This window comes from Lysinibacillus odysseyi 34hs-1 = NBRC 100172, assembly GCF_001591965.1.
Taxonomy (GTDB): Bacteria; Bacillota; Bacilli; order Bacillales_A; family Planococcaceae; genus Lysinibacillus_B; species Lysinibacillus_B odysseyi.
The window spans coordinates 1-25,558 of sequence record NZ_BCVX01000016.1 but is presented as its reverse complement, the minus strand read 5'-3'; the positions used below and the strand labels follow the sequence as shown (position 1 = coordinate 25,558).

Here is a 25,558-nt window from a genome sequence, read left to right as displayed (position 1 = left end):
GAACTTTCGCTTGATCGTCAAATTTTCTTACATCAAATGAATATACATTATCACATACTTAAAAGGAGTTTGTTTAAAAATGAAAATCATTCCACCAAAGCCTTTTACAATTGAAGCCGGCAAACGTGCGGTTCTTCTATTGCACGGCTTTACCGGAAATACAAATGATGTAAAACGTTTAGGAAAATATTTAGCAGATCGCAATTACACTGTACATGCTCCGCTTTATAAAGGCCATGGCAGCGACCCAAAAACACTAATTCAAACAAATCCACTAGAATGGTGGAACAGCGTAATTGAAGGGTACGATGTTCTACGCAGTCTTGGCTATGAGGAAATTGCAGTTGCCGGTGTATCACTAGGCGGTATCTTTTCTTTAAAGCTTGGTGTTGAACGCCCAACAAAAGCAATTGTTACAATGTCGGCTCCTGCTATCGCAAAGAGTCCGGAAAGCTTACAGAGCCGTATTATTGACTATGCCATTAATTACAAAAAATTATCCGGTACGTATGACCCAAATGTGGACCGTCCGGAGCATGTTGCAGATTTAGTTCGAATGCCATCACTTGACTATTTGCAAGGGATGATTAATGATACAAGTAATAAGCTAGAAAATATTGAGGCACCTGTCCACATTCTACGCGGTTTACAGGATGATGAATATTATTGCGAAAGTGCAGACCTGATTTACAGTTCTGTCAAATCACGCATCAAATCTGTAAAAACATTTGTAAACTCCGGCCATATTTTAACATTAGGCCAAGAACGCGATTTAGTATTCGAAGAAGTGTACCGCTTCTTTGAAGGGCTAAAATGGAAAGAATAATGAATAGAAACTTTTTTATATGTCTATACTAACTACATTATCCCCAGCAGAATACCCCTTCTGCTATATATATTAAAAATAAGCGACGAGGCAGATTCCCCATCTCCTCGCCGCTTATTTTATTTACTGTAATATTTGCTCATAAAAATTAGAGATGATTTTTGCAGCCTGGGCACGTGTTAAATAGCCTGTTGGGTTGAATTTCCCTGTTGAACCTACCCCTGAAGCAATTTGTTTATCATACAGGAATGTAATAGCTTCCTTATACTCGCTGCTGTATGTGCTGATATCAGTAAATGGCGCTGTTTTTGCCGGCTTATACGATTTCCCTGTTTCTTTTTCATACGCACGCTGGATCATTAAGGCCATTTGTGCACGAGTAATACGGTCAGCCGGCTTAAACAGCTGGCCGATCCCTTTCACGATTCCCGCTTCAGCTGCTGCTGCAACTTCCTGCTGGGTTTCAGCTGGATAGGTAAGCAAATCCGTAAATTTCACGGGTGACGTTGCCTCTAATTCCAGGGCCCGTGTCAAAATCGATGTCATTTGGACACGTGTCAACGGATTATACGGCTTGAATGTACCATCTTTATATCCGTTCATCAGCCCATATTCGGCTGCCTTTACTGCATAACCGTATGACTCGCTATCTTTTGGAATATCCGTAAAATCCATTTTCACTTCAGGAAGCGGTACTAGATTAATATACTCAAGGACCGGTTTTGTAAATTGCTCAGCTATTGCCTTATATCCTTCCTCGCTCGGATGGATATTTTCAGGGTTTGGCAAATATGCCGCCGTGTCAGAAGCTAAAATATCTGCTACTTTTACAAAATATGCTCCATTTTTTTCAGTCATCTGATTTACCTGCGTATCCAGAATCCCTACAAGCATATTTAATTGGACAGCTAGCTCTGTTACATGCGGGAAAGGATTATAATAACCCATTACAAATACATCCGCAGTAGGATTAAGCTGTGTGATATGCTTTAAAATTGCATCATAGTTTCCAACCATTTTCACGATTCCCTTTTGTACTTCAGCAGGATCAAAGCTCAATTTCCCCGTGTCGTCGCGCTTCAAATTTTTTAAAACGTCGTTCGCTCCGACACTAATCGTAATAACATCCGCTTTCTTTACTTCGTCTACAATAGAAACCTTTTCTCCTGTTTCAGACGAAGGCTTTTTCACATCCTTGTTTAGTTCATCTAAAACTTGCTCTGTTGTATAACCTGGCACTGCAAAGCCCTTGTTATAGGAAGCCAATAACCCCGCCTCTTTTAATGTTTGTGCAAGAACATCAGCATAGCCTGTCCCGATACCGCCTGTTTCAATCATCCCGGCGGCAAGTGAATCCCCCAAAGCAAGGTAGTGAGCCGGTTCCCCTCTATTGCCTGTCATGGCTGCCGCAGGACTAACAAGCTGGAACGTCAAGAATAATACGGCTAAAAACTTAAATAACTTCAACTTACAATTCCCCCTTTACTGTTTTACTCTATTAATTATAGTAGCATCTATTAATCTCCTGCAAAATCCTAACGAAAGACTTATGTTTAGTAAAACAGTATATATGCTGCATGTACGTGATTCGCCCTATTCATTTTTTCGCACAATTGAAAGGCAGCTATAGTAGCACTAGCTGCCTTATAATTTCACCACATCAAAATTATCTTCGATAAGAAGCCAGTTTTGCGGGAAGGATAACCCCAGTTTCCAATACCCTATTCCCCGGAGCCCAAGTTTTTTCAAAAGGTCAAATTTTGCCTGAATAGATCTTGCATCCTCAAACCATACAATATGATCCCTGCCTTCCTCATCCTGATACGTAAAGAAAGGAGCCTGGGCTTTAGTATCATATTGAATAATTGCCTGATACCTTACAGCAAGCTGGATAGCCATTTGCGGACTGATAGCCCGAGCATACTCCCCTCCCTGTACAAATGGAAGTGTCCAGTCATAGCCATACAAATTCTGGCCCATCATAATTTTATTGGCAGGCATCTCCGTAAGAGCGTAATTCAGCACACGTTCAACTTCATTAATAGGCGATACTGCCATCGGAGGACCGGCGGAATAGCCCCATTCATATGTCATAAGCATGACAAAATCGACTATTTGGCCGATTGCACGATAATCGTGCGCGACAAACCATTCCCCAGGCTGGTCTGCTCGAGTCTTGGGCGCTAAGGCCGCACTCACGCGTAACCCGACCTCATGCATTTGCTCGACTGCCCGCTGTAAAAACTGAGTATAGGCCAATCGCTGATCCCCTGGAAGATGTTCAAAATCAAACATAACGGCACGCACATCTCCTAATTCTTCAGCATAGGAAATGATATTTTCGAGCAAAAGATCTTGAACAGCAGTGCTTTGTAAAATATCACGCCCAAGTTCTGAACTAAATGCGCCCGCTTCGAGATTAGAGATAACCAGCATGATGGATGTCCCCGCCTGCTCAGCTGTCTCTATTATTCCATTGCTTGGTGGCAGGCGTAAGCTGCCATCCCTCCTCGCCTCCAGGCTAAAAAGGCTTAAATACGTAAGGACAGGGCCAGCTTTGGCCGCCTGTTCTAACAGAGCCGGGCTAACCGTATCACCCCGCGGCTCCAAGAAGGCTAAAGTTTCAGCCGTTGTCTTTGGCCGGGGCGGAATGTAGAGCTGGGTTCCTATCATCAAGGGCTCATTTATATTTAAACCGTTTAGTCGTGCCAGCGTATTCATATTCAGCCCGTAGCGCTGCGCGATACTCCAAAAACTCTCACCTGCCTGTACCCAGTGAAACCTTCCATATATAGGCATGACTAATGCCTGACCTACCACGAGCCGATCCGGGTTTTGCAATTCATTTGTCTGGATAATCGCCTGCACCGTTGTACGATATGCCTGTGCCAGGCCGTAAATTGTCTGGCCAGGTTGTACTACATGAATTTGCATAAATTTCCCCCTCTGCGACTACCATATGCGCTAGATTCTTTCTACATGCCTGTTGCCTGCAGATTCTCAGTGAGACAGCAGAATAGTAAAAAAGCATGTACTACATAAAACCTTCCCAATAAAATTAAAAAAGCCGAAGTCAAAAAGAGACTTCGGCTTTTGATCTTCCTTTTATTCTGCCTGCTTACGGCCAACATATTAGGCACTTGCCTCCACATTACGCTGAGCTTCTTTTTGCATGCCCCGATACCATTCATAACACAATAAGGTGATGATGATTAGTTCAATCACCCCTCCCCCGTAATACATCCATTGGGCACCTATTTCTGCCTGCTCGGCAGTCGCCATATAGGGGGGGTTAGCATAAAGCCATTTCGCTAAAATATTATGAGCAGCAATCGATAGAACAAGCACACCCGAACGGAGCAGCCACGGTGCTCTATGGGGATTAAAATCAGCCGAAAGCAGGACATGGGTAAACAAATAACCGGCAAGGAAAATATGTAAATGCACAATATAATGAACGACCATAGACATATGCATTGCCCTATATAAATCCGTTGTATACAGCACCCATAACCCGCCAATATTCAATACTGTGGCTGTGAAAGGATGACTGATAAAACGCGCATAGCGTGTTTTAGACAGTTTCATCATGCTGCGTGCAGTTTTTACAGGCAGTATACGCAATAATAATGTAACCGGTTTTGCCAGTACGAAAAATAAAGGAGCGGCCATACCCAGCAGTAAATGGACAGTCATATGAGCAACGAAATAATGGTGTGCTTCCTGCGCCAATGACCCTGTGATGGAAAACGCAATACAGCCGGCACCGATTACCCAATAGAGAATCCTTCTGGCCGGCAACCCCCCTTTTATTTCTGCTGCCATTACATACGGCGCCGCGATCAAAATAAAGACAAGAAGAATGCTGACCCAATCTCCCATCAACTTGTCCCCACCTGCTTCCTTCTTAAAATAAACAGACCAATGATAATAAATAAAATCGCGCCAACATTCCAAACAAGATCATAATACAAAATCTCGACATTGTAGCGAATCTGGTGAAGCCTGAATATCTTATGCTGAATGATGCCATCATAGAGCTGGAACACTCCGGCCCCCAATAAGACCGCCCCGATCCAGCGTTTACGATGCCACGATTTCTGTTTCCGTAAATAGGCAACCATAAAAAGGCCAATCACCGTTGCAAACCAGCTGAACGCATGGAAAAACCCATCAGATACTAGGCCGATAGCCAACGTGGACTTATCATAGAAGTGATGCCAGTGCAGCAGTTGGTGAAATACAGTTTCATCAAAGAATGCAATCAAGCCCAGTCCAAATAAAATGCCGGACCAAAAATTCATTGCATGATTATTTTTTGCCATTTCTTGATCAACCTCCCGAGCACAAGTTCTTCTTACAATATAAGTGTTTTAAGAAGAGTTTATACATGTCGATACCCGAGAGCTCTCTTGTTATAAACTAGTCTCATTTTCAGCTTTGACAGGTATGCAAAAAGGCCCTTTCCTGTTTTCATCCAGTTATAGAAAGAGAGCCTTATGGCACGACAGAATATATTTGTTGGTCAATTGGTAAGTTACCGGGAATATAATAGTCACCTTTTCAGTTCTGCTTTTCAACTTATTTAAGCAAAGAATCGAGAAAATCAAGAACAAACGGCATATTCGTGCCGCGTTGAAGCGAATTCAGCTCTTTTGCAATGTTTTCCCATGAGCTTTCCCAATTTTCTTCCCATGATAACCTTTCTTCTGCTGGAGTAAATTGCCGTAAAAATTGATCCAGCGGCATGTCCAGCTGATCAAGAAAGCTTTCTGCCTTTTCTAATTTACTATGTCCCTTTGCATTTTGCTCTCCCCATAATACATGATCAAGGTTGATGGAAAAGTAGTAAAGACGATAAGGGATTTTGCGCTTTTTATAAGCAGCGTATCTGTCTTGGGCCAAGATTTTCATATTCTCTGCCTTTACCTGATTTCGTTCGATCATCTGCAGCTTTTTAAACTTTGTAGTAACATAGATGCCATTCTTCCCATATCTCGTCCGCGTTGCTTTTATTCTATCTACCCGGATAAACTTATTATTGATAAAGCAGCCATCCGTGTCTGTAAATTGGACAACTGCCAATAAATCGCTCGGCATCAGCCGATACGTATTTAAATAGTTTTTAATAATATATTCGATAGCACATTCCACTGTGCCGTGCTTTCGATTCCAATTACTAACGACATCCCCGCATTGGACATCGATCCTGATTTCCAGCTCCCGGAAGCGTTCTTGGAGAAAGTCAAAGAAGACCAGTTCCTCTGTTTGTCCTTCCACAATAACCAGCACTACTTTTTTACTCATGACGCTTCCCCGCCTTCCTGAAAGCCTGCTTAATATGAAATGTCTTCGTTTCCTTATATATTTCCTCATCCTGGCCGCCCAGCTGAATGGCCCGAAGATACACATCTCTTATGTTGTGCAATGATTTCACGCCCTTTAGCTGAATATATCGATTTTGTTCATTTGAGGTAGTAAACCATAAGTTACTTGCCGGCAGCACCTCTAATAATCGAAGGTTATGTGAGGTAAAGAAAAGCTGGCCCTGTCCTGTCTCATCAATAATCCGCAGCAGCTCTCCAAGCAAATATTCAAATACACCCGAATCCAGTTCATCAATGACAATACAGGCATTCGGTTTATTATAGACAGCTATTAAGGCACTCAGAATGGAAATAATCTTTAAAATTCCCTCTGATTCGGTACGAAGAGGAAGAACACGGCCGTTCCGATTTGATAGAAATTCAAAGCGCACACCCAGCTTCCCGTCATCCATTGTCTGCTCCGTAATTTCCTGTATATCAATAGTAAGGCTCGGGATAATGGCAGACAGCAGTTCGTTTGTCTGCTTAATAAGCTGTACCAACGTTTCATATAGCGGCTTAGGAAGCAATGCCGGGCCTGACAAATCATAAGGAATTACTCCATGCGACTTATCTAAATAAACGCTAAAAGGCATGATATATTTTGTCAGGATCATTCCGACTTCTGCATTATTAATCACAAGCAGATCACGATTAAAATCCACGGCAATGTTTTCAATCAGCTGCCATTCCAACTCACCAAGCCTATCCTTTAAAATAGGCTTCAGCTCCTTATGAAAAATAAAGGATGCATTTTCCCTTTCAGCTAAATGACTCGTCACCATCATGGAAATCCTGATTTTCTCATCCATTCCTTCCAGCGAACGTGTGCGGATTTGCAGGTGCATTTCATCCTTCTTCACTAATACCTTCATCCGCTTTCCGGGAGCATTCTCCCTGTAAGAAAGTTGCTCAAAAACAGGATAGAGCCGTTCTTCTCCCCTTGCCAGTTCTACTTGATATTGGAGAAAAAATTCCCCAACTGTATTACGAACAAAAAAATCAAAGGTCAGTTTTGCCCGTTCATTTTCCGTATGAATAATATGCTTATCGTTACGCGGGAGTTTTTTCATAAACCCGCCGCTTGATATAAGTCTTTTCAGCAGCTCGAATGCATCGACGACCGTCGTTTTTCCCGACCCGTTCTGTCCATATAGTCCAACGACATCAGATTGAGTAAGTGTTTCAAAAGCCGTCTGAACTTGAATTTCCCCAAATTCGACATTTTTCATATTTTCAATTACTAGTCGCCGAACCTTTACGATTGTCTCCATACAACCACCTGCTTTTTTTCGTTTATTCTATCCATTTTTCACCGGAAAAATTAGCGGTGCTTTCATTTTCCAGCTCTCCTGCCGCTCTTTTTCATATGTTCTTCCATCAATGGCAAAAGACCATTCCCAGGGACATTTAACCCGAAAATGGTCTTTTTTATAAAAGCCTTATCTCTCCAACGCAAAGAAAAGATAACTAATTACCGCTCCTTTCCGCAGATTGAGCAAGCTTTATTAAATAATACTGTTCTTCCCTAAGCATATGGTCAGCCATTGAGACAGTAAATATGTCCAGTACTTCAGAACTCAACTCCATCTCTTCTAACTCCCGGAGGAAAGTTTTAAACAGGCCCATCTCAACTTTGACCTCCCGATTAAACCTTTTCAAAGCAGGGAATTTATCAAGATTTGTACGTAAAAAACCAGTTAATTCAAGAGCCTTCAGATAGAATTGTTCAAAATGCTTTGTAAAGGCGGCACTTTTTTCCTTCAGCCTTTTTTCCACCGCATCCATCCGGTCATTGATAGCCCCTGCATGACCGGAAGCGTCTAAAAGCCAGAGCAGATGATGGTGGAGCTCATGGAAAATAGGCGGCGTTTTGCCTTGATTTAAATAGCTGAGCACACGTTCATACTCCTCTAATTCATTTACCATGTGATTAATGAAAGAGGGGGTAAGATGAATCTTCATTTCCCCGGTCAAATGACGCCGAATAATGGAAAGCTTGAATTCCTTTAATTGCTTTACTTCCGTTTCGACGGCCTCAGAAAAAGTAACCGCCGTCTGGTCATCAAGTGTCTTCACTTGCTTGAGTAATTGATCGAAATGCTTAATGAAACCATCTGCTTTAGCAATATCTTCTTTTTGAGAGGGATAGAGAGAGTCATGAATGAAACGGGAATGATCAGCTAACACCTGAAGCCAAAATTGATGTTCGAACATGGCAGTCTTTAAGTAATTGGACAGGCTGTATACATCTCCTCTTTTCCATACTTCGTACCATATGTATGCGGCTTCCTACATCTTTATTCTTTATAAAAAACACCGGCTTCTGCTTTTACTTGATTGCGCCCGCAAAGGGTCTGCATATACTATTACTTACTGACCAGTTACACAAGCAATTGAGGTCCTTGCTCTAATGGAGAGCTCTCAACATGTAACGGGATTTTACGTCCGGAAAACTTGTATCGTAGCATTAACCCATGACATGGAGAAAAGAAAGGAACGATCAAAAAGTGTATCCTTATTTCACAAATAGTTTTTTTGCGTCACCACTTAGCGCTTCTTATAAGCCGCCATACTCGCAATATACCGCACCACTTCGGCATATTTTGATCCAACAAAGCGCCATTGATCAGCGCTGTATAAGCAAGGCTGAATCCGACTATGTAGCGATGAACCGATTACTATGGATGGAGCATGTCAACTGGACTAGAATGACAATTATCAGTATTGTCTTCCAGCTGCCTGATCTATCATTTGTACAGCAGCGTCTCTTGCAAAATGCTGCTGATTTAGGTAATTGTCTACGCCCTTTCTACGGCGACAAAATTGCTGATCATTATGCCCAACTCATTCAAGAACATTTAGTGATTGCTGCCGAACTCGTAACAGCGGCTGTAAAAGGAGATACAAACACTGCAGATGCTAAAGAGAAACAATGGTATAAAAATGCGGATGATATCTCCTCATTTTTAAGCAGCATCAATCCATGCTTAACAAAACAAGCTTTACAGAACATGTTTTACACACATTTAGAGTTAACGAAAAACGAAGCCGTAACAATGATTCAAAAAAACTATAAAGAGGATGTCAAAGTTTTTGATAAAATTGAAGCAGAAGCATTGGCTATGTCGGATATGATTGCATCAGCCATTGTCATGCAATTTTATTATCTATTCAGATGTCCAACTATCTGTTGAGATTAATTCAGCTTTATCCTGTAAACATGTAAACATACAACATAACTAAAAAGCTTCTAATCCTTCATCTTGGATTAGAAGCTTTAATTTTTTCAGTCTGAAATATATTATGTCAGCTATATTGCCGTTTAACCCCAATGCATTCAGGCTTACTTTCAAATGAGTGGACCGGATTTGGGCAGCCACTAGCGTAACTATGCTAAAGAGCCCTTCTTCAGTTATATGAATCAACTATTGTAAAGGCATACTGAAACCAAAAAACTCGGACACTGCAACGTTTTGTTGCAGCGTCCGAGTGACTAGCATCGTGCAAGAGGAACAAAGACTAGAATCGCGACATCGTGCTCCTACGATTACTCGTCGCAAAATGCTTTTGTCGCAACGTCTTTACCACCGCATCCATGCTCAAAGGAAGTCAAGCTAAGACCATGACATCGTGTCACAACGTCCGAGTGACTCACATCGTGCAAAGAGGAACAAAGACTAGAATCGCGACATCGTGTCGCGACGTCTTTGCCACCGCATCCATGCGGAAGTTACATCATTCCTGGCATGCCGCCCATAGCGCCCATGTCTGGCATACCTGCGCCAGCTGGTTCTGGGATGTCTGCTACGACTGCTTCTGTTGTTAGGAATAATGCTGCTACTGATGCAGCGTTTTGTAGTGCTGAACGAGTTACTTTAGCAGGGTCTACAACACCCGCTTCGATCATGTTCACCCATTCGCCTGTTGCTGCGTTGAAGCCTACGCCTACTTCTTCGCGTTTTAAGCGGTCAACGATGATTGAGCCTTCAAGACCTGCATTTTCAGCGATTTGGCGTACTGGTTCTTCCAATGCGCGAAGGATGATTTTCACACCTGTCGCTACGTCACCTTCTACTGTTTCAAGCACTTTTTCTACTGCGCTGTATACGTTTAGAAGGGCAGTACCTCCACCGGATACGATACCTTCTTCTACCGCTGCACGTGTAGAGTTCAATGCATCCTCGATACGTAATTTACGTTCTTTTAATTCTGTTTCTGTTGCAGCTCCAACTTTAATAACTGCTACACCGCCGGCAAGTTTTGCAAGGCGTTCTTGTAATTTTTCTTTATCAAACTCGGAAGTTGTGTCTTCAAGTTGTGTACGGATTTGTGCAACACGGCCTTCAATATCTGCTGTATTACCTTCACCTTCGATAATTGTTGTGCTGTCTTTTGATACTACGACTTTTGATGCGCGTCCAAGAGATGTAATATCAGCTAATTTTAAGTCTAGACCAAGCTCTTGTGTAATCACTTGACCACCTGTTAAAATGGCGATGTCTTCAAGCATTGCTTTACGACGGTCACCGAATCCTGGTGCTTTTACTGCCACTGCATAGAAGATACCGCGTAATTTATTCAATACTAATGTAGCCAGCGCTTCGCCTTCTACATCCTCAGCAATGATTAATAATGGGCGGTTTGTTTGTTTTACTGATTCTAATAATGGCAGAATTTCTTGGATGTTTGAGATTTTTTGATCTGTTACTAAAATGAATGGATTGTCCAGTACAGCTTCCATTTTATCAGTATCCGAAACCATATAGTGAGAAAGGTATCCACGATCGAATTCCATACCTTCTACAACATCCAGCTCTGTTGTAAAGCCGCGTGATTCTTCGATTGTAATAACGCCATCGTTTCCTACTTTTTCCATAGCATCTGCAATGTATTGACCGATTTCTTCATCGGATGAAGAAATTGCCGCTACTTGTGCAATTGCTTCTTTGTTTTCCACTGGGCGTGAGATTGTTTGCAGCTCGTTTAAAGCAGCAGCAACCGCTTTGTCGATACCACGGCGGATACCTACAGGATTTGCACCTGCTGTTACGTTTTTAAGCCCTTCACGAATCATTGCCTGTGCTAAAACTGTTGCAGTTGTTGTACCGTCCCCTGCAATTTCATTTGTTTTAGAAGCTACTTCCGCTACTAATTTTGCTCCCATATTTTCATATGGATTTTCAAGCTCGATCTCTTTTGCGATGGAAACACCGTCATTTGTAATTAATGGAGAACCGAATTTTTTCTCTAATACAACGTTGCGTCCTTTTGGTCCGAGCGTTACTTTTACAGCGTTTGCCAATTTATCAACACCCGCCATCATTAATGAGCGCGCTTCTTCTGAGAACTTAATGTCTTTTGCCATTTAAAATACCCTCCTAAAATATCAAGCTTTTTATATAGAATGTGGTACACATCGAAATGCCGAAAAATGTAATAAGACATCAATGTGCTACGTATGGGAATTTCTGAATTATGCTAATACTGCTAAAATGTCACTTTCACGTAAAACTAAGTAGTCTTTGCCGTCGTATTTCACTTCTGTACCTGCGAATTTAGAGAAGAGCACTTCATCGCCAACTTGTACATCAAGCTCAACACGAACACCGTTATCTAATACACGGCCTGTCCCTACTGCTACGACTTTACCTGTTTGTGGCTTTTCCTTCGCTGAGTCAGGTAATACAAATCCTGAAGTTGTTGTAACCTCTACCTCAACTGTTTCGATAATGATACGATCACCTAATGGTCTTAACAAGTGAAACAACCTCCTACAAATTAATATAGTATATTTATTTTATTAGCACTCAACGACAGAGAGTGCTAACACATTTTCTATATTAATGAATTTCTTTTTTTTTTGCAAGCAAGAACGCAAAAAAATTTTGTTTTCTTGCCATATTCCTCTAGAATAGAGATAACGCTTATATATCATAGTCATTGACAGAGGGAGTTATTCATTTTGGATCCAACATTTACTGAAAAGAAAAAGTCACTTAAAACGGCATTTTTTATATTGTTGACGTACATCTTTGTGTTTCAATTATCTGCCCTTCTTCTGCGCCTGCCAGGTGCCCAGGACTTCGTGCTTGGCTTAATAGACGCCCCAATAAAGGAAAAGGGTTCCATCTTGGCAGGATGGTGGACATTTATTTTCGGGATTCTTTCCCTGATCATCATCGCGCTGCTCGTCATGCGTGACAAAAACTTCCTGAATATTTATGAAGGAAAAAAGGCCTCTACAACCGAGGCAATCGGCTGGGGAATCATTGGTTTCTTCATGGTGTTTGTCGGGCAGATGATTGGTGCAGCCATTGAGATGGCCATTGGTATTAAAGGTGGTTCGGAAAATACAGCCAATTTAGTAGAAGTAGCAAAAATGGCACCTATCATGGTAATCGTGATTGCCGTTATCGGCCCGATTTTGGAGGAATTCGTCTTCCGCCGTGTCGTTTTTGGATCATTCATCCAGACACAGGGCTTCTGGCTCTCTGCTATCATTAGTTCCGTTGTATTTGCAGCAATCCATTTTGAATTTACCCACATTTTGCTGTATACAATCTGTGGATTAGTCTTTGCCTTTCTTTATTGGAAAACAAAACGTCTGTTAACATCTATTGTTGCCCACATTTTGTTAAATAGCTTTGTAAGCTTCATGAATTTGAATGCTGATAAACTTCAGCAAATTATGGATAATATGCCGAAATAGGATGAGACCTTCCACCAACGGAAGGTCTCATTTTCTTTCGCCTATATATTCTGCCTAAAGAGGTTTTCTACTGCTTTTTGTCATATTTATTATCAAACAGGATGTAGGAAGGGAGTTTTTTGATTGAACAGTTCAAATTTGCTCGCACGTAATGCCCGGAAATATCCAGCCTCCGAAGCCGTTATCAGTATGGGAAGAAGAGTTTCGTATCAGGAACTTGATGTATTCGTTACTAAGTTTTCACATGCTTTGCAAAGCCAAGGGATAGAAAAAGGCGACCGGGTTGTTCTCTTTATGCCGAATGTATTGGAATTTGTGATTGGCTATTTTGCTATTCAGCGAATCGGCGCAATCGTTGTACCGATTAATGCCAAATTTTCATTACGGGAAGTGGAATTTGTCATGACCCATAGTGAAGCAAAATGCATTATTGTGCATGAAATGCTCTTCTCTATTGTTAGCCCGTTAACATTCGGTGATATAAAGATTAAAACAGGCTCTCCAGCGAATGACTGGCTGGGCATGGAGAAGCTCATGGAGCAGACTGATACTTCAATCATTCCCTGTGCCCTGTTGGAAGATGATCTCTCCACTATTTTATATACATCCGGGACAACCGGGGACCCAAAGGGTGTCCTTTTCTCCTACCGGAATATTTTAACCGTGGCAAATATGATTGCCGTGGAAATGGAGGTAAAGCCGGAAAGCAGAATGCTCCTTATGATGCCGCTCAGCCACTCGGCTCCCCTTCATTTATTTTTAATGGCTGCCTTTGTAGTAGGATGCACAAGCGTGCTGACACCAACCTTTACACCGGATTTGCTTATTGATTCAGTAGTGAACGAACAGACGACTCATTTTTTTGGCGCTCCTGTGGCCTATTTATTAACAGCCCAACATCCCCGGTTAGCAGTGTCCGACCTTTCATCTATGAAATGGTGGGTATACGGGGGTGCTCCATTATCAAAGAAAGAAGCGCTTATGATAGCAGAAAAGTTCCGTACTGACCGGCTTGTAAGTGTATACGGTCTTACAGAGGCCGGTCCTTCCGGCTCCCTGCTGCTTCCAAAAGAGCATCCACATAAAGCAGGCAGCATTGGCTGTCGTGCTCCGTTAGGAACTGAGATTCGCATTGTAGATGAGGACGGCTATGATGTTCCAAAAGGTGAAATCGGGGAAATCGTATTATACGGGGAAGGTAATATGCAAGGCTATTACAAAAATGAAGAGGCAACAGCAACTGCTTTTATAGACGGCTGGCTTAGAACAGGCGACCTTGCCAGAATGGATGAGGAAGGATACTTATGGATTGTTGACCGCAAGAAAGACATCATCATCTCTGGCGGTATTACTATTTATCCTAAAGAAATTGAAGAGATAATGCTTCAATTCGGGGATCTAGCAGAAGCCGCCGTGGTAGGTGTTCCTCATCCCGAGTGGGGTGAAACGGTCAAGGCAGTCTTTTCAGCCCCATCCATCATCGATATCACTATGCTTCAGGAATTTTTACACGAACATCTTGCAGGCTATAAAGTTCCACGCATTTTTGAACAGGTAGACTCCCTCCCTCGGAATGCCTCAAGAAAAATACTGAAACAGCAACTAAAAGGCGGTGTGTTAAATGAAAGTATTGGCTAAACAACCGAATGTTACGGAAAATTTCTATTTACAGGATGACACATTGCAAAATATTTTAAAGGATAAATTGCCTTTGCCTTTTTTCAATTATGCTGACCGTGAATTAGCTATTTTTGGCGCTCTTTGTGCTGGTCCTATTGATGAACGGGCAAAGCATACAGACCGTGAAGGGGAGCCGCGCCTAGTCCGTTATAATAAATTCGGCGAAGAAACGAGCCGCGTCTGGGTCAATGAGGGCTATAAGCAAACGGTAAAAGATACGTACAATACGGGAATTGTCGGCTATGTGCATAAAGAGATTCCTGAGCTTGGCCATCATGGAAACTATATTTACAGTTTTGCCCAAGGCTATCTCCTTTCCCAAAGTGAACCGGGCTTTTACTGTCCTGTTACACTGACAATGGCAACTGCCTATCTGCTTGAGCATTATGCAGACGACGCAGTGAAGAAACGTTTTATGCCTCATGTTTGCTCAACGGGTGATGTAGAGCTGTACGAAGGAGCCACGTTCCTGACAGAAAGGCAAGGTGGTTCGGACGTAGGGGCCAATACTGTCTCTGCAAAGCTAATAGATGGTACCTACCATTTATATGGAGAAAAATATTTTGCCTCGAATGCCGGCCAGTGCGGTGTCGCTATGGTTCTTGCCCGCATAGAAGGAGCGGCTGCCGGTTCAAAAGGGCTCACTCTATTTGCCGTTCCTTGGCATTTGGAAGACGGGTCATTAAATGGGATTACGATTCGCAGATTAAAAGATAAGCTGGGGGTCCGAGCTGTACCATCGGGGGAGGTCGTCTTTGACCATGCAAAAGCCTATATAGTGGGAGACCCATCAAAGGGAATCTATTATATGCTCGAAGCATTGAACTTATCGCGAATCTGCAATGCGGCTGCTTCTGTCGGCATTATGCAGCGTGCTCTTCAAGAGGCGTATACTTATACGTCTGCCCGTTCTGCATTTAGCTCCCAGCTGACGCACTACCCAGTTATCCGCCATAGTTTGATGAAGCTAAAGGCAAAGCATCATGCAGAGCTTGTCTCCTTATTCGATTTAATTGGTTTATATGATAAAGTGACAGCCGGCAATGGGACACAGGAGGAGCAAATCCTCGTCCGCCTGTTAATTGCCCTTACCAAAAAGGAAACCGCCGAACAGGCTATCCATTTTTCTCATGAAGCAATTGAGTTGCATGGCGGGAATGGCTATATTGAAGACTTCGTGACCCCTCGTCTATTACGTGACGCCCAAGTTTTGACCGTCTGGGAAGGAACGGCCAATATTTTAGCATTGGAGCTCATTCGTCTTGTGCAGAAATATAATGTGCAGGAGTTGTTTCTTCAGGCGATCGAACAGCGCCTGAGCTTGCTGTCACCTTGCTATTTAACAGAAATTGTGGAAAGGAAACTAGAGGAGACAAGAGAGCTGCTCGTTCAATTTACAGCGTTGGATGAAGCGATGCAGATCTTTGAAGCAAAGGCTGTTATGAAGCAATTGGTCTCACTCTATGAAAGCCTGAATGTCGTTGAATATGCAAAAAAACATCGGGGGCAAGGAGAACAACTGGCAGCAGTATTCCTAGAAGAGGAATGGAATCTGCGCTCACTTGGCGAACAGGCAAAAGCAATCCGCTATTATGAAGACATTTTTATATAAAATAAAAAACGTGCCATTTTCTTCTGATGGCACGTTACCTTTGTAGCTCTTCTATTTGTCTTTTTTGCTCCGCCAGCAGTTTTTCCACTTGAAGCTGCTGTTCACGCTCCTGTTCTTCGCGGATACGCTGCTCTTCAGCCGCTACATACTTACGGTAGCCGGCACGTGAAATAATGATACTTAGTTCATACAAGATGAAAAGCGGTACTGCCACAATCAGGTTCGATATAAAGTCAGGAGGTGCCAGGACGGCAGCCAAAATAAACAGAACAAAATAAGAATATTTCCGGAATTTAACCATCAAGACCGGATTTAATATGCCAATCCGAGCCAGGAACAGTGTTACTACCGGGAGCTGGAATACAAAACCGAACGGCAATACAAGCGTAAATAGGAAGGAAAAGTATTCATTAATCCCGATTGTCTGGTTGATCTCCAAGTCTGCTGACAGGCTAGTCATAAAGCTCATGACATATGGAAATAACACAAAATAGGAAAATGAAATTCCCAGTAAAAATAGGAAAAAAGCATACGGTATATATTTGAGCGTTGCTTTCCTCTCTGACTCAAGTAAGCCTGGTGTGATAAACGACCAGAGCTGGTACAGCAATACCGGCACAGTGAAAACCAAAGCCAAGCTAAACATTACCTTTAAGAAAACAGCAAGCGTATCAGCCGGCGCAAAAGCGTTTAGCGTAAATTGCGCTGCCTCATCACTAATTTGAATATATTTAATAATAGGCTCCGTTAAGAAAAAACTCCCGACAAGGGCTAGTACAAAGAATAGCGCCGTAACAAAGAGGCGGCTTCTTAACTCTTCCATATGTTCTAGTACAGTTAGTTCTTTTGGATTCATAGAATTGACATCCTTAACTTACTTGATTGAATTGTTATCTTTATGATCGATAACTTTCTTTTCATTATCATCATCGTCATCGGCTAAACCTTTAGTAGCATTTTTGAATTCCCGAAGCGTTGTTCCCATCGCTTTTCCCAGCTCTGGCAGTTTCTTCGGGCCAAAAATTAATACCGCAACAACGCCGATAATAACTAGGCTCACTGGTCCAATCATATTTAAATGCACAACCATTACAGCCACCTCCTCTATTACTATGTATCATTTTACAGTAATACCTGAATTTTTGCTATTAGATTAAATGTGAATAATTTACGTCAGCTTTCGCTATTACGGACCAAGTAAATGAGAGCCTGCAGCTCTACTGATAAGTCAATATTCATGAGCTTCATTGAGTCAGGCACTGTCAGCCTGATTGGCGTAAAGTTTAAAATACCTTTTGCATTCATCTTTGCCAGACGGTCAGTCATTGTCTGCGCCGAACGAGATGAAACTGTCAAAATAGCCAGCTCTGCTCCGTACTCCTCATACATTTCCTCCAGTCGGTCTGGATGAAATACGGGAATACCGCTAATATCTGTTCCTTCATATGGTGCCTTCGAATCGAATGCCACAACAATACGAGTATTATGGTTTTTTTGGAAATTATACTTCAGAAATGCATTCCCCAAGTTCCCTACTCCAATCAGTGCTACATTCGTCGCCTCATCTTGATCTAACGTCTGGCTGAAAAAAGATAATAGATGCTGCACATCATAGCCATACCCCTTTTTCCCCAGTGCTCCAAAATATGAAAAATCCCGGCGAATTGTCGCTGGATCAATCTTCATTGCATCACTTAGTTCTTGAGATGAGATCCGCTTTTTCCCCTCTTGAGCAAAGTTTTGAAGAAAACGGTAATAAAGAGGAAGCCTTTTCGTAGTTGCCTGAGGAATTTTATATTCTTTGTTCACTTATGTTCCTCCTACAATCAAATGGAAATCGTTTTAATCTTACTAAACATATAGAAACAAGTAAAGCACCTATCATTGCACCCAATAGTTTCATCCAGTAAACTAAAGGGTGAACTGAGGTGTAAAAAAATGATTGTATTACAAGTAAATCAATTATATAAATCATTCGTAACCGATGAGATACTGAGCGGTGTAAAGCTTGAAGTGCAGCATCGTGACCGGGTGGCGCTCGTCGGGCGAAATGGAGCCGGTAAATCTACGCTTCTGAAAATCATTGCCGGCCAGATGTCCTATGATTCAGGTGAAATTATCATTCCAAAGGATGTAAAAGTCGGATACCTAGAGCAGCATGCAGGTATTGACTCAGAGCTTTCTATTTGGGATGAGATGATGACGATCTTTGGCAGTTTGCATAAGATGGAGCAGGCACTGAGAAAATTGGAACAACAAATGGCCGATCCGGCTATCTATGAGAATGCGGAAGCCTATACCCGCGTCATGTCAGAGTATGATCAGCTGCAGTATGGTTTCAAAGAGGCAGGAGGATACCAGTATGAGGCGGATACACGATCTGTCCTTCATGGTATGCAGTTTTATCCGGAAGACTATGAGAAGCCAATCCGTTCGCTATCGGGCGGTCAGCGGACACGCCTTGCACTTGCTAAGCTGTTATTATCCAAACCTGACTTATTGATTTTAGACGAGCCTACCAACCACTTGGATATTGAGACTCTATCATGGCTTGAAGGTTATTTAAAAGGTTATGACGGCGCTATTTTAATTGTGTCCCATGACCGGTACTTCCTTGATCAGGTCGTTTCTATTGTTTATGAAGTATCACGTACACGCGTCACAAAATATACAGGTAACTACAGCGCTTATCTAGATGAAAAAGCCAAAAACTATGAACGTGATATAAAAATGTATGAGCGCCAGCAGGACGAGAAGGCAAAGCTTGAAGCATTTATCCAAAAGAATATTGCCCGTGCATCGACTACGAAAATGGCGCAAAGCCGCAGAAAGATGCTGGAGCGTACCGACTGGATGGATTCTCCCGATAGTGATGAAAAATCTGCAAGCTTCGGTTTTATGATTGAGCGGCAAAGCGGCAATGACGTGCTTTCTATCGATGACTTGGCTGTCGGGTATACCGGTAAGGAAATTTCCCATGATATTTCTATGCGTATTTTCCGTGAAGACCGTATTGCCCTTGTAGGTCCAAACGGTGTGGGGAAATCAACCCTCCTAAAGACTGTTGTAAAAGACTTGGCAGCACTGCGCGGGGAGATACGCTATGGTACGAATGTTCAAATTGGCTATTATGATCAGGAGCAGGCAAAGCTGAATAGTAACAAGACAGTTCTTGCAGAGCTATGGGATGAATGGCCATTAATGAATGAAAAGGATATCCGGACAGTACTCGGTAATTTCCTGTTTAGCGGTGATGATGTCACAAAGCCCGTCACTTCCTTATCGGGCGGTGAAAAAGCCCGGCTTGCCCTTGCAAAACTAATGATGCAAAAATGCAATTTCCTTGTTCTGGATGAGCCTACGAACCATTTGGACCTGGACAGTAAGGAAGTGCTGGAGAATGCCCTAATTGGCTATCCTGGAACACTTCTATTCGTATCCCATGACCGCTACTTCATTAATCGTATTGCTACGAAGGTAGTGGAGCTTTCGAATAATGGGGCTTTCGAATATTTGGGGGACTATGATTATTATGTAGAGAAAAAGCAGGAGCTGGAAGAGCTTGCTGCGATGAAGGCCGCGAGTGAGGCTGCAAAGACTTCGGTCTCTGTCATCCCTGCCAGGACGACAACCTCTACAATCGATAAAGAAGCAAAAAAACGCGAGCGTCAAATTCGACGTTCCATCGAAGAAATAGAGGCAAAAATGGAGGCACTTGATAAAGAGATTAACGGCTATGAAGAAGCATTATGCAATCCCGAAATCTTCTCTAATCATGAAAAAGCTCTTGAAATTCAAACAAACCTTGATATCGCGAAAGAAAGCCATGATATTCTGGAGATGGAATGGCTTGAACTGAACGAAGAGCTTGATGCATTATAAATTCATTTCCCCCGCTAAATCAGCGGGGGTTTTTATCTTTTACTGCTTTATTATAGCTCTTTTATTTTCGTGTATATTTTAATCAAGCCGAATGTTCACTCCTGCGTTCGAATATATTAAATAGGCCCAAATAGTTATGGATAAACATCTGCTAATGACGTGTACCATTTTTTGAGAAGAGTGTTATTTTGTACGTGCCCACTGATAAAAAGCTCTTTTACATACAACTCCTTTTTTAATATTATTTCGTAATATTAACTCTTTCCCTGAAAGCCATCCTGTTTTGCCTCTTCTTCTTAAATAAAACCTGTGGAGAATAAAAAATTTCCACATTTTTATTCACAGATAAAATGTAGTAATAGCAACATATCAACAGAGTTTTCCACATTATCCACAATCGTCATTTTATTTTTCCACACAATTTCAACAAGAAAATCACATATTTTTATATTAAATCACAACTTACACACAGGTTATCCACAATTTGTGCATAAGTACGAATGTTCTCGTTGACATTTTAAAAACAGTTGTTCAAAGCTGTGGATAATTTTTCAGAAAAATTGTACAATGCATAAATATTTACATCATTAAGAAAGTTCTACACAAAAAATCGCTATTTTCTACTATATTTATTTTTTTATAAAAATAAAAAGTGCTGCAAATTTTTCGCAGCACTTTTCTTTATTTCACCCAGCTCTCTAATTCCATTCCAGGTTTACCGTTCATGCTCATATTACCTTTGACGCCTGCTTCATACATATAAAAACCTGCTGCACCAATCATTGCCGCATTATCTGTGCAAAGCTTCAGCGGCGGAACGTAAAATGGAATTCCCTCGTTTGCAAATGCTTCTTCCAAGGCATTGCGTAATCCTTTATTAGCTGAAACGCCTCCTGCAGCGATGACCTGTTTGACACTATATTCACGGGCCGCACGCACAGTTTTTGCTGTCAGGACTTCCACTACACTATCTTGGAACCCTTTCGCTACCTGTGCCGGAATGATTTCCTCTCCACGCTGGTCCAGGTTATGCTTATAATTAATGACCGCTGACTTTAATCCGCTAAAACTAAAATCGTAGGAGTCTTCCTCTAGCCAAACACGTGGAAACGGTACAGCTTCCTGGGCTTCATGTGCTAAACGATCGATATGCGGCCCTCCCGGATAAGGTAAATTCAATACTCTCGCTACCTTATCGTACGCCTCTCCTGCTGCATCATCTCTTGTTTCACCAATTAGTTCAAAACTGCCATGCTCCTTCATATAGACGAGCTCTGTATGCCCTCCTGATACGACAAGCGCAAGAAGGGGAAACTCCATTGGCTGTACAAGGGCATTGGCATATATATGCCCTGCTATATGGTGCACAGGTATAAGAGGCAATCCGTGTGCAAATGCAAATGCCTTCGCTGCGTTAATCCCAATTAGCAGAGCGCCAACCAGCCCGGGGCCTTCTGTTACAGCCACCGCTGCTAAATCAGTCGGTTCCATCCCTGCTTGTATCAGACACTCTTCAATAACAATAGTGATCTGTTCTACATGATGCCTTGACGCGATTTCGGGTACTACGCCTCCAAAACGCTTATGGCTATCAATTTGGGATGATACAACATTTGAAATAATCTCCGTACCATCTTTAATAATGCTTGCTGCTGTTTCATCACAGCTTGTTTCAATTGCCAGTATATATCTACTCATTTATATTCACCCACATCACAAGGGCATCTTCCCCGTTATCAGTATAATATCCTTTCCGAATGCCCCCGTCTTGAAAACCTAGTTTTCGGTAAAGGTTTTGCGCCACAATATTTGTCACACGCACTTCCAAACTCATGACGTCCATCTTTGCTTCCCGGGCAATACGGATGGCTTCCTTCATCAATGCTTCTCCTATCCCCTGGCCTCTCGCAGACTCTACAACAGCTACATTTGTAATCTGTGCCGCATCAATGACTAGCCACATGCCGCAAAATCCAATAATTCCCGTTTCATCTTCTGCTACTATATAATGGGCATACTGATTTTCACGCATTTCATAATGAAAAGAATCCAGTGTCCACGGTGTTGGGAAAGTCGCCAATTCAATTGCATAGACAGCTTCTACATCATCCGCTGTCATTCTACGATACGTAATCACTCGGCCACCTTCTTCTGTTCCTTAATCCAATTCGCTTCCGCCTCTGCAATACGGCGGTACTGTGGTACAAAGTGATGGACAGCTTCCACAGACGGCAGCTCTCGTTTCTCTGCAAGTGCAACAAGCTCTGCTGCACGTGGCAGATCGAGCGTATAGGAAGCACGGATAGCCTTATCTCCAAGTATCTCCTTGATCCGATCCCAAAACACGTCTATATCTGTACCGATAAATAGAACTTTTTCATCCAATGCCTGCAATGTTTCTAACAGCCCATCGATATAGTCATGATGATCACCAATTACTTCTTCCAGCTTGTCGCCGCGATAAGCAGCGGCATAAACGTGCTGACGTCTAGCATCAAATAATGGACAAATAACACCGTCAAACATTTTGGCATTGGCAGCTAATGCCTGCAAGCTCGATATACCTACTAATGGTTTTTTTAATGTCCAGGCAAGTGTTTTGGCAATTGTCACACCTATACGTACTCCCGTATAGGAACCCGGCCCTTCCGATACAGCTACGGCATCTATTTGGGCTGGTTTCATTTGAGCCTTTTTAAACAATTCCTCTACAGCAGGCATGGCTCCTACAGAATGAGTAACTTTAATATTTTGGACTATTTCTGCCACTACTTGTCCATCTTTTACAATTGCCACAGAAAGAGGGGCATTTGCTGTATCTATTCCTAACCAAATCATTTTAATAGCTCCTCACACAGTTGGACGTATTGTACGCCCATCGGTTTAAATATAAATTTCCGCTCAGTTTCACTCAACCGGGTGATTTCAATCCCAAGGCGTTCTTTTGGCAGCTCATCCTCAATTAAATGTGCCCACTCTACAACCGTTACTGCATCCCCATAAAAAATTTCATCCCAGCCAAGGTCCTCATCACTGTCCGCCAGACGGTAGACATCAAGATGATTTAACGGCAGACGTCCATTATATTGCTTCATAATTGTAAAGGTTGGACTGTTTACTGTACGCGAAACCCCCAGCCCTTTTGCCAATGCCTGGGTAAAGGTTGTCTTGCCTGCCCCTAGATCTCCCTCAAGAGTAATGGTAGTTTGAGGTTCCAGCAGCCTAGCTAAACGATGGGCCAATGCCTGCGTTTCTTTCACTGATGTTATATATTTTTCGAATACCATGTTTTAATCCTCCAAAGTACATTACTACTAGTTTACTGTAAGCAACATAAATGTTCAAAGGGTAGTACCTAGTTGGATAGAAGATGCGTGTCAGTTTACAAAAGAAAACACTCCATTTATTGATTTTTCTCAATAAATGAAGTGCTGTTTACAATATCTGCTTTTATTTTGAATCTGCTTTTCCTTGGTCGGCCGATTCCTCACCTGCTGGTAAATCCCGAGTGGATTCTCCTCGCTTTTGTACAATTCGTTTATCCACTAATTGATTATCCTTGAATTTAATCTCATATGCTCGAGTAATGAGCAGCTCATCCGGCCATATATACGTTTGCCCATCTATCTGTTCACCCGGACCTTTTGCTACTTTTACCACTTCCATATAAGACATGCCTTCCGTTAACTGATTGAATTCATCCTCATTCATATATTTCTGCCATGCATACGTATTTGAATCTTCTATATCGATCATTTTATTAGAAGAGCACCCAAACAAAACGATAGCCGACAACAGAACGATGATCATTTGAGCAATTCGTCTGTATGTCATAAACGGCACCCCCACATACTATCTTTTCAAAAATAGATTTACCCTATTATTTTAAAATAGAAACAAATCTATCATGATTCTAGCATTTTAACATATTTCTCTAATAAAATTATGAGAATAAAAGCTTATTTTAAGCCACTACTAGTGAATATTATTAAAAAAGGACCGAGTTTCCTCCTTTTTATACATAAGTAACTATACTCCCTTATATATGCGAGAGCGAACTTCCTTTCATAAAAGAGGAGCGGGAAAAGAAAAAGCGTACAATGGGACTCACTCCCATTGTACGCATTAAAAATTAAAATAGTAGAAATAAATAAAAAAAGCTCTTGTAAGATGAGTTCTTACAAAAACCTAAAATGGCGGTCCCGACCGGGATCGAACCGGCGATCTCCTGCGTGACAGGCAGGCATGTTAACCGCTACACCACGGGACCATTTGTTAAAGACATAAATCATCTTAACATGCCTGCTTAAAATCTGCAATATGTTTTTCAAAATAGCTTACTATATTTTACTTCTTTAATTCTCTAACCTTTTTAATACATGGTTGCGTTCCATTATGCTTAATAAAAAGAACGCAAATGCTGCTCCAGCAAAAGAGCTTATTATAAACGCCGGGACAAGACCAAACAATGCAGCTTCCTGCCCTAAAATAAGCGTAGCAATTGGATAGGCAGCCATAGCTCCAAAAATTCCTGTACCAATCACTTCACCAAACGCTGTGAGCATAAGATTTTTTGTTTTTGAATAGACGAATCCTGCGAATAAAGCACCTATCATACTTCCAGGAAACGCAAATAAGCTTCCTGTTCCCATAATATTACGGATGGTAGAAGCCAACAAAGCCTGAATAACTGCATAATAAGGACCTACTAAAACTGCAGTCAAAACATTAGCTAAATGCTGTACAGGGAAAATTTTCGCAAATCCGACGGGAATATAGACAATCGTGCTGCTCACCGAAACAATAGCGCTTATTATGGCTGTGTACGTCATCTTTTTAATCTTCTTTATTTTACTCATCTCCTTGGGTAATTGAATTTGAACTACTAGAATAGCCCCAAGACCCCAAAAAGATGTGTCTAGCTACTTTCCTACGCTAGTGTTAACTAGATCAGGTTCAAAGGGTACTTCTCAGCCGCTACGGCGCCCCTAGTAGTCATTTATATTATAATCGATCACTATATTAATTGGTAGAGAATAACCATCTCTTATTTTCATAGCCTTCATATATTCCAAATGGCCAAAGCCCCGCCTTCATTGATTTAGTATTTAAAATAAAGTATTGCGATTTTCTCTTTTTAGGAATTAGTAGGTGGAGGCTTTTTTGGCAATAAAAAATTCAACCTTTACAGGTTGAGACTGATTGCCCAGCGATGTCCTACTCTCACAGGGGGTGCCCCCAACTACCATCAGCGCTCTTTCGCAGCGCGATGACCGGCGAATGACTGCGTCATCTGCGCTCGCTCTTTCAGTCACGTACAGAGTACGCTCCTTCTTTCGCTCCCTTGTTTCCTTGTCCTTCTTGGTCCTCCCACTGCTCGGGGAATTCATACCGTATCCTTTGATTTCCTTAGTTAAAATGAATGCTTTGGTTTACGCGCCGGGCTCACCTTCGGTGTTTGGTTGTTGGGAGCTTTTTTT

At 42.0% G+C, this 25,558-nt stretch carries 24 protein-coding genes, 1 tRNA gene and 1 riboswitch; of the genes, 6 read left to right on the top strand and 19 right to left on the bottom strand.

The window, feature by feature from the left end; genetic code table 11:
- Nucleotides 1–79: 79 nt before the first annotated feature.
- Nucleotides 80–826, top strand: a complete 747-nt coding sequence (locus tag BOD01S_RS20655) for an alpha/beta hydrolase (RefSeq protein ID WP_036151316.1) — start codon at nt 80–82, stop codon at nt 824–826.
- A gap of 123 nt (nt 827–949) precedes the next feature.
- Here the strand turns inward: BOD01S_RS20655 and BOD01S_RS20650 are convergent, their stop codons facing one another.
- The 7 genes from BOD01S_RS20650 to BOD01S_RS20620 all read right to left on the bottom strand — a co-directional run bounded on the left by BOD01S_RS20650 (nt 950) and on the right by BOD01S_RS20620 (nt 8,409).
- Nucleotides 950–2,293, bottom strand: coding sequence for an S-layer homology domain-containing protein (locus tag BOD01S_RS20650; protein WP_052124706.1), 1,344 nt, complete (start codon nt 2,291–2,293; stop codon nt 950–952).
- A 177-nt stretch (nt 2,294–2,470) separates the two neighbouring features.
- Nucleotides 2,471–3,760 carry a LysM peptidoglycan-binding domain-containing protein gene (locus BOD01S_RS20645; RefSeq protein WP_036151314.1) on the bottom strand — a complete coding sequence of 430 codons (1,290 nt, stop codon included), beginning with the start codon at nt 3,758–3,760 and terminating at the stop codon, nt 2,471–2,473.
- Nucleotides 3,761–3,958: 198 nt separating this feature from the next.
- Nucleotides 3,959–4,708: a cytochrome c oxidase assembly protein gene (locus BOD01S_RS20640; RefSeq protein ID WP_036151313.1), complete on the bottom strand. Its 750-nt coding sequence runs from the start codon at nt 4,706–4,708 to the stop codon at nt 3,959–3,961.
- Nucleotides 4,708–5,151 (bottom strand): DUF2243 domain-containing protein, encoded by a 444-nt coding sequence (locus tag BOD01S_RS20635; RefSeq protein ID WP_036151311.1) that lies wholly within the window; start codon nt 5,149–5,151, stop codon nt 4,708–4,710. The genes BOD01S_RS20640 and BOD01S_RS20635 overlap by 1 nt, the downstream gene beginning before the upstream one ends.
- Nucleotides 5,152–5,407: 256 nt before the next feature.
- A complete protein-coding gene (locus BOD01S_RS20630; protein WP_036151306.1) occupies nt 5,408–6,133 on the bottom strand; it encodes a hypothetical protein in 726 nt (241 codons plus the stop codon).
- Nucleotides 6,126–7,466, bottom strand: coding sequence for an AAA family ATPase (locus tag BOD01S_RS20625; RefSeq protein ID WP_036151304.1), 1,341 nt, complete (start codon nt 7,464–7,466; stop codon nt 6,126–6,128). The genes BOD01S_RS20630 and BOD01S_RS20625 overlap by 8 nt, the downstream gene beginning before the upstream one ends.
- Before the next feature lie 196 nt (nt 7,467–7,662).
- Complete coding sequence (locus BOD01S_RS20620) at nt 7,663–8,409, bottom strand: DUF2935 domain-containing protein (protein WP_036151302.1); 747 nt, start codon at nt 8,407–8,409, stop codon at nt 7,663–7,665.
- Between the two features lie 293 nt (nt 8,410–8,702).
- On the opposite strand from BOD01S_RS20620, the gene BOD01S_RS20615 reads away from it, so the two are divergent.
- Nucleotides 8,703–9,389, top strand: coding sequence for a hypothetical protein (locus BOD01S_RS20615; RefSeq protein WP_036151300.1), 687 nt, complete (start codon nt 8,703–8,705; stop codon nt 9,387–9,389).
- A 536-nt stretch (nt 9,390–9,925) separates the two neighbouring features.
- Here the strand turns inward: BOD01S_RS20615 and groL are convergent.
- Together groL and groES are read right to left on the bottom strand one after the other, a co-directional pair.
- Nucleotides 9,926–11,560: a chaperonin GroEL gene (gene groL / locus BOD01S_RS20610; RefSeq protein ID WP_036151297.1), complete on the bottom strand. Its 1,635-nt coding sequence runs from the start codon at nt 11,558–11,560 to the stop codon at nt 9,926–9,928.
- A gap of 108 nt (nt 11,561–11,668) precedes the next feature.
- Nucleotides 11,669–11,953: a co-chaperone GroES gene (gene groES / locus BOD01S_RS20605; protein WP_036151294.1), complete on the bottom strand. Its 285-nt coding sequence runs from the start codon at nt 11,951–11,953 to the stop codon at nt 11,669–11,671.
- Nucleotides 11,954–12,157: 204 nt separating this feature from the next.
- Between groES and BOD01S_RS20600 the strand changes: the two genes are divergently transcribed.
- The 3 genes from BOD01S_RS20600 (at nt 12,158) to BOD01S_RS20590 (ending at nt 16,196) form a co-directional block, all read left to right on the top strand.
- Nucleotides 12,158–12,904: a CPBP family intramembrane glutamic endopeptidase gene (locus BOD01S_RS20600; protein WP_036151293.1), complete on the top strand. Its 747-nt coding sequence runs from the start codon at nt 12,158–12,160 to the stop codon at nt 12,902–12,904.
- 123 nt (nt 12,905–13,027) lie between these two features.
- Nucleotides 13,028–14,542, top strand: coding sequence for a class I adenylate-forming enzyme family protein (locus BOD01S_RS20595; RefSeq protein WP_036151290.1), 1,515 nt, complete (start codon nt 13,028–13,030; stop codon nt 14,540–14,542).
- Complete coding sequence (locus tag BOD01S_RS20590) at nt 14,526–16,196, top strand: acyl-CoA dehydrogenase family protein (RefSeq protein WP_036151287.1); 1,671 nt, start codon at nt 14,526–14,528, stop codon at nt 16,194–16,196. Before BOD01S_RS20595 ends, BOD01S_RS20590 begins: the two co-directional genes overlap by 17 nt.
- 34 nt (nt 16,197–16,230) lie before the next feature.
- On the opposite strand, the gene tatC is transcribed toward BOD01S_RS20590, so the two are convergent.
- The 3 genes from tatC to BOD01S_RS20575 form a co-directional block, all read right to left on the bottom strand.
- Nucleotides 16,231–17,052, bottom strand: a complete 822-nt coding sequence (tatC, locus tag BOD01S_RS20585) for a twin-arginine translocase subunit TatC (protein ID WP_036151285.1) — start codon at nt 17,050–17,052, stop codon at nt 16,231–16,233.
- Nucleotides 17,053–17,070: 18 nt separating this feature from the next.
- Nucleotides 17,071–17,286 carry a twin-arginine translocase TatA/TatE family subunit gene (locus BOD01S_RS20580; protein ID WP_036151284.1) on the bottom strand — a complete coding sequence of 72 codons (216 nt, stop codon included), beginning with the start codon at nt 17,284–17,286 and terminating at the stop codon, nt 17,071–17,073.
- Between the two features lie 83 nt (nt 17,287–17,369).
- Nucleotides 17,370–18,005, bottom strand: coding sequence for a redox-sensing transcriptional repressor Rex (locus BOD01S_RS20575; RefSeq protein ID WP_036151282.1), 636 nt, complete (start codon nt 18,003–18,005; stop codon nt 17,370–17,372).
- A gap of 129 nt (nt 18,006–18,134) precedes the next feature.
- On the opposite strand from BOD01S_RS20575, the gene BOD01S_RS20570 reads away from it, so the two are divergent.
- Nucleotides 18,135–20,078, top strand: a complete 1,944-nt coding sequence (locus tag BOD01S_RS20570; RefSeq protein WP_036151280.1) for an ABC-F family ATP-binding cassette domain-containing protein — start codon at nt 18,135–18,137, stop codon at nt 20,076–20,078.
- Between the two features lie 681 nt (nt 20,079–20,759).
- Here BOD01S_RS20570 and tsaD read toward each other — a convergent pair.
- The 7 genes from tsaD to thiW form a co-directional block, all read right to left on the bottom strand.
- Nucleotides 20,760–21,776 carry a tRNA (adenosine(37)-N6)-threonylcarbamoyltransferase complex transferase subunit TsaD gene (gene tsaD, locus BOD01S_RS20565; RefSeq protein WP_036151278.1) on the bottom strand — a complete coding sequence of 339 codons (1,017 nt, stop codon included), beginning with the start codon at nt 21,774–21,776 and terminating at the stop codon, nt 20,760–20,762.
- The gene (gene rimI / locus BOD01S_RS20560; RefSeq protein ID WP_174523111.1) at nt 21,769–22,197 is read right to left on the bottom strand and encodes a ribosomal protein S18-alanine N-acetyltransferase; all 429 of its coding nucleotides are present in this window, start codon (nt 22,195–22,197) and stop codon (nt 21,769–21,771) included. Before rimI ends, tsaD begins: the two co-directional genes overlap by 8 nt.
- A 14-nt stretch (nt 22,198–22,211) precedes the next feature.
- Nucleotides 22,212–22,916, bottom strand: a complete 705-nt coding sequence (gene tsaB, locus BOD01S_RS20555; protein ID WP_036151274.1) for a tRNA (adenosine(37)-N6)-threonylcarbamoyltransferase complex dimerization subunit type 1 TsaB — start codon at nt 22,914–22,916, stop codon at nt 22,212–22,214.
- Nucleotides 22,913–23,365 (bottom strand): tRNA (adenosine(37)-N6)-threonylcarbamoyltransferase complex ATPase subunit type 1 TsaE, encoded by a 453-nt coding sequence (tsaE, locus tag BOD01S_RS20550; RefSeq protein WP_036151272.1) that lies wholly within the window; start codon nt 23,363–23,365, stop codon nt 22,913–22,915. Before tsaE ends, tsaB begins: the two co-directional genes overlap by 4 nt.
- A gap of 163 nt (nt 23,366–23,528) precedes the next feature.
- Nucleotides 23,529–23,912 (bottom strand): hypothetical protein, encoded by a 384-nt coding sequence (locus BOD01S_RS20545; RefSeq protein WP_052124705.1) that lies wholly within the window; start codon nt 23,910–23,912, stop codon nt 23,529–23,531.
- Nucleotides 23,913–24,272: 360 nt separating this feature from the next.
- Nucleotides 24,273–24,348 (bottom strand) — tRNA-Asp (locus BOD01S_RS20540).
- Between the two features lie 85 nt (nt 24,349–24,433).
- On the bottom strand, nt 24,434–24,910 hold the full coding sequence (gene thiW / locus BOD01S_RS20535) for an energy coupling factor transporter S component ThiW (protein WP_233153186.1): 477 nt from the start codon (nt 24,908–24,910) through the stop codon (nt 24,434–24,436).
- Nucleotides 24,911–24,988: 78 nt separating this feature from the next.
- A riboswitch (TPP riboswitch) is annotated at nt 24,989–25,078 on the bottom strand.
- Nucleotides 25,079–25,558 lie beyond the last annotated feature (480 nt).

What these genes read in the sequence shown, in the direction of transcription:
- rimI (WP_174523111.1), bottom strand. Translation starts at nt 22,197, where the DNA reads ATGACAGCGGATGATGTAGAAGCTGTCTATGCAATTGAATTGGCGACT.
- tsaE (WP_036151272.1), bottom strand. Translation starts at nt 23,365, where the DNA reads ATGGTATTCGAAAAATATATAACATCAGTGAAAGAAACGCAGGCATTG.
- BOD01S_RS20620 (WP_036151302.1), bottom strand. Translation starts at nt 8,409, where the DNA reads ATGTTCGAACATCAATTTTGGCTTCAGGTGTTAGCTGATCATTCCCGT.
- BOD01S_RS20645 (WP_036151314.1), bottom strand. Translation starts at nt 3,760, where the DNA reads ATGCAAATTCATGTAGTACAACCTGGCCAGACAATTTACGGCCTGGCA.
- BOD01S_RS20590 (WP_036151287.1), top strand. Translation starts at nt 14,526, where the DNA reads ATGAAAGTATTGGCTAAACAACCGAATGTTACGGAAAATTTCTATTTA.
- groL (WP_036151297.1), bottom strand. Translation starts at nt 11,560, where the DNA reads ATGGCAAAAGACATTAAGTTCTCAGAAGAAGCGCGCTCATTAATGATG.
- tsaB (WP_036151274.1), bottom strand. Translation starts at nt 22,916, where the DNA reads ATGATTTGGTTAGGAATAGATACAGCAAATGCCCCTCTTTCTGTGGCA.
- BOD01S_RS20580 (WP_036151284.1), bottom strand. Translation starts at nt 17,286, where the DNA reads ATGGTTGTGCATTTAAATATGATTGGACCAGTGAGCCTAGTTATTATC.
- BOD01S_RS20655 (WP_036151316.1), top strand. Translation starts at nt 80, where the DNA reads ATGAAAATCATTCCACCAAAGCCTTTTACAATTGAAGCCGGCAAACGT.
- thiW (WP_233153186.1), bottom strand. Translation starts at nt 24,910, where the DNA reads ATGACGTACACAGCCATAATAAGCGCTATTGTTTCGGTGAGCAGCACG.
- BOD01S_RS20570 (WP_036151280.1), top strand. Translation starts at nt 18,135, where the DNA reads ATGATTGTATTACAAGTAAATCAATTATATAAATCATTCGTAACCGAT.
- BOD01S_RS20630 (WP_036151306.1), bottom strand. Translation starts at nt 6,133, where the DNA reads ATGAGTAAAAAAGTAGTGCTGGTTATTGTGGAAGGACAAACAGAGGAA.
- tsaD (WP_036151278.1), bottom strand. Translation starts at nt 21,776, where the DNA reads ATGAGTAGATATATACTGGCAATTGAAACAAGCTGTGATGAAACAGCA.
- BOD01S_RS20635 (WP_036151311.1), bottom strand. Translation starts at nt 5,151, where the DNA reads ATGGCAAAAAATAATCATGCAATGAATTTTTGGTCCGGCATTTTATTT.
- BOD01S_RS20545 (WP_052124705.1), bottom strand. Translation starts at nt 23,912, where the DNA reads ATGACATACAGACGAATTGCTCAAATGATCATCGTTCTGTTGTCGGCT.
- tatC (WP_036151285.1), bottom strand. Translation starts at nt 17,052, where the DNA reads ATGAATCCAAAAGAACTAACTGTACTAGAACATATGGAAGAGTTAAGA.
- BOD01S_RS20640 (WP_036151313.1), bottom strand. Translation starts at nt 4,708, where the DNA reads ATGGGAGATTGGGTCAGCATTCTTCTTGTCTTTATTTTGATCGCGGCG.
- BOD01S_RS20625 (WP_036151304.1), bottom strand. Translation starts at nt 7,466, where the DNA reads ATGGAGACAATCGTAAAGGTTCGGCGACTAGTAATTGAAAATATGAAA.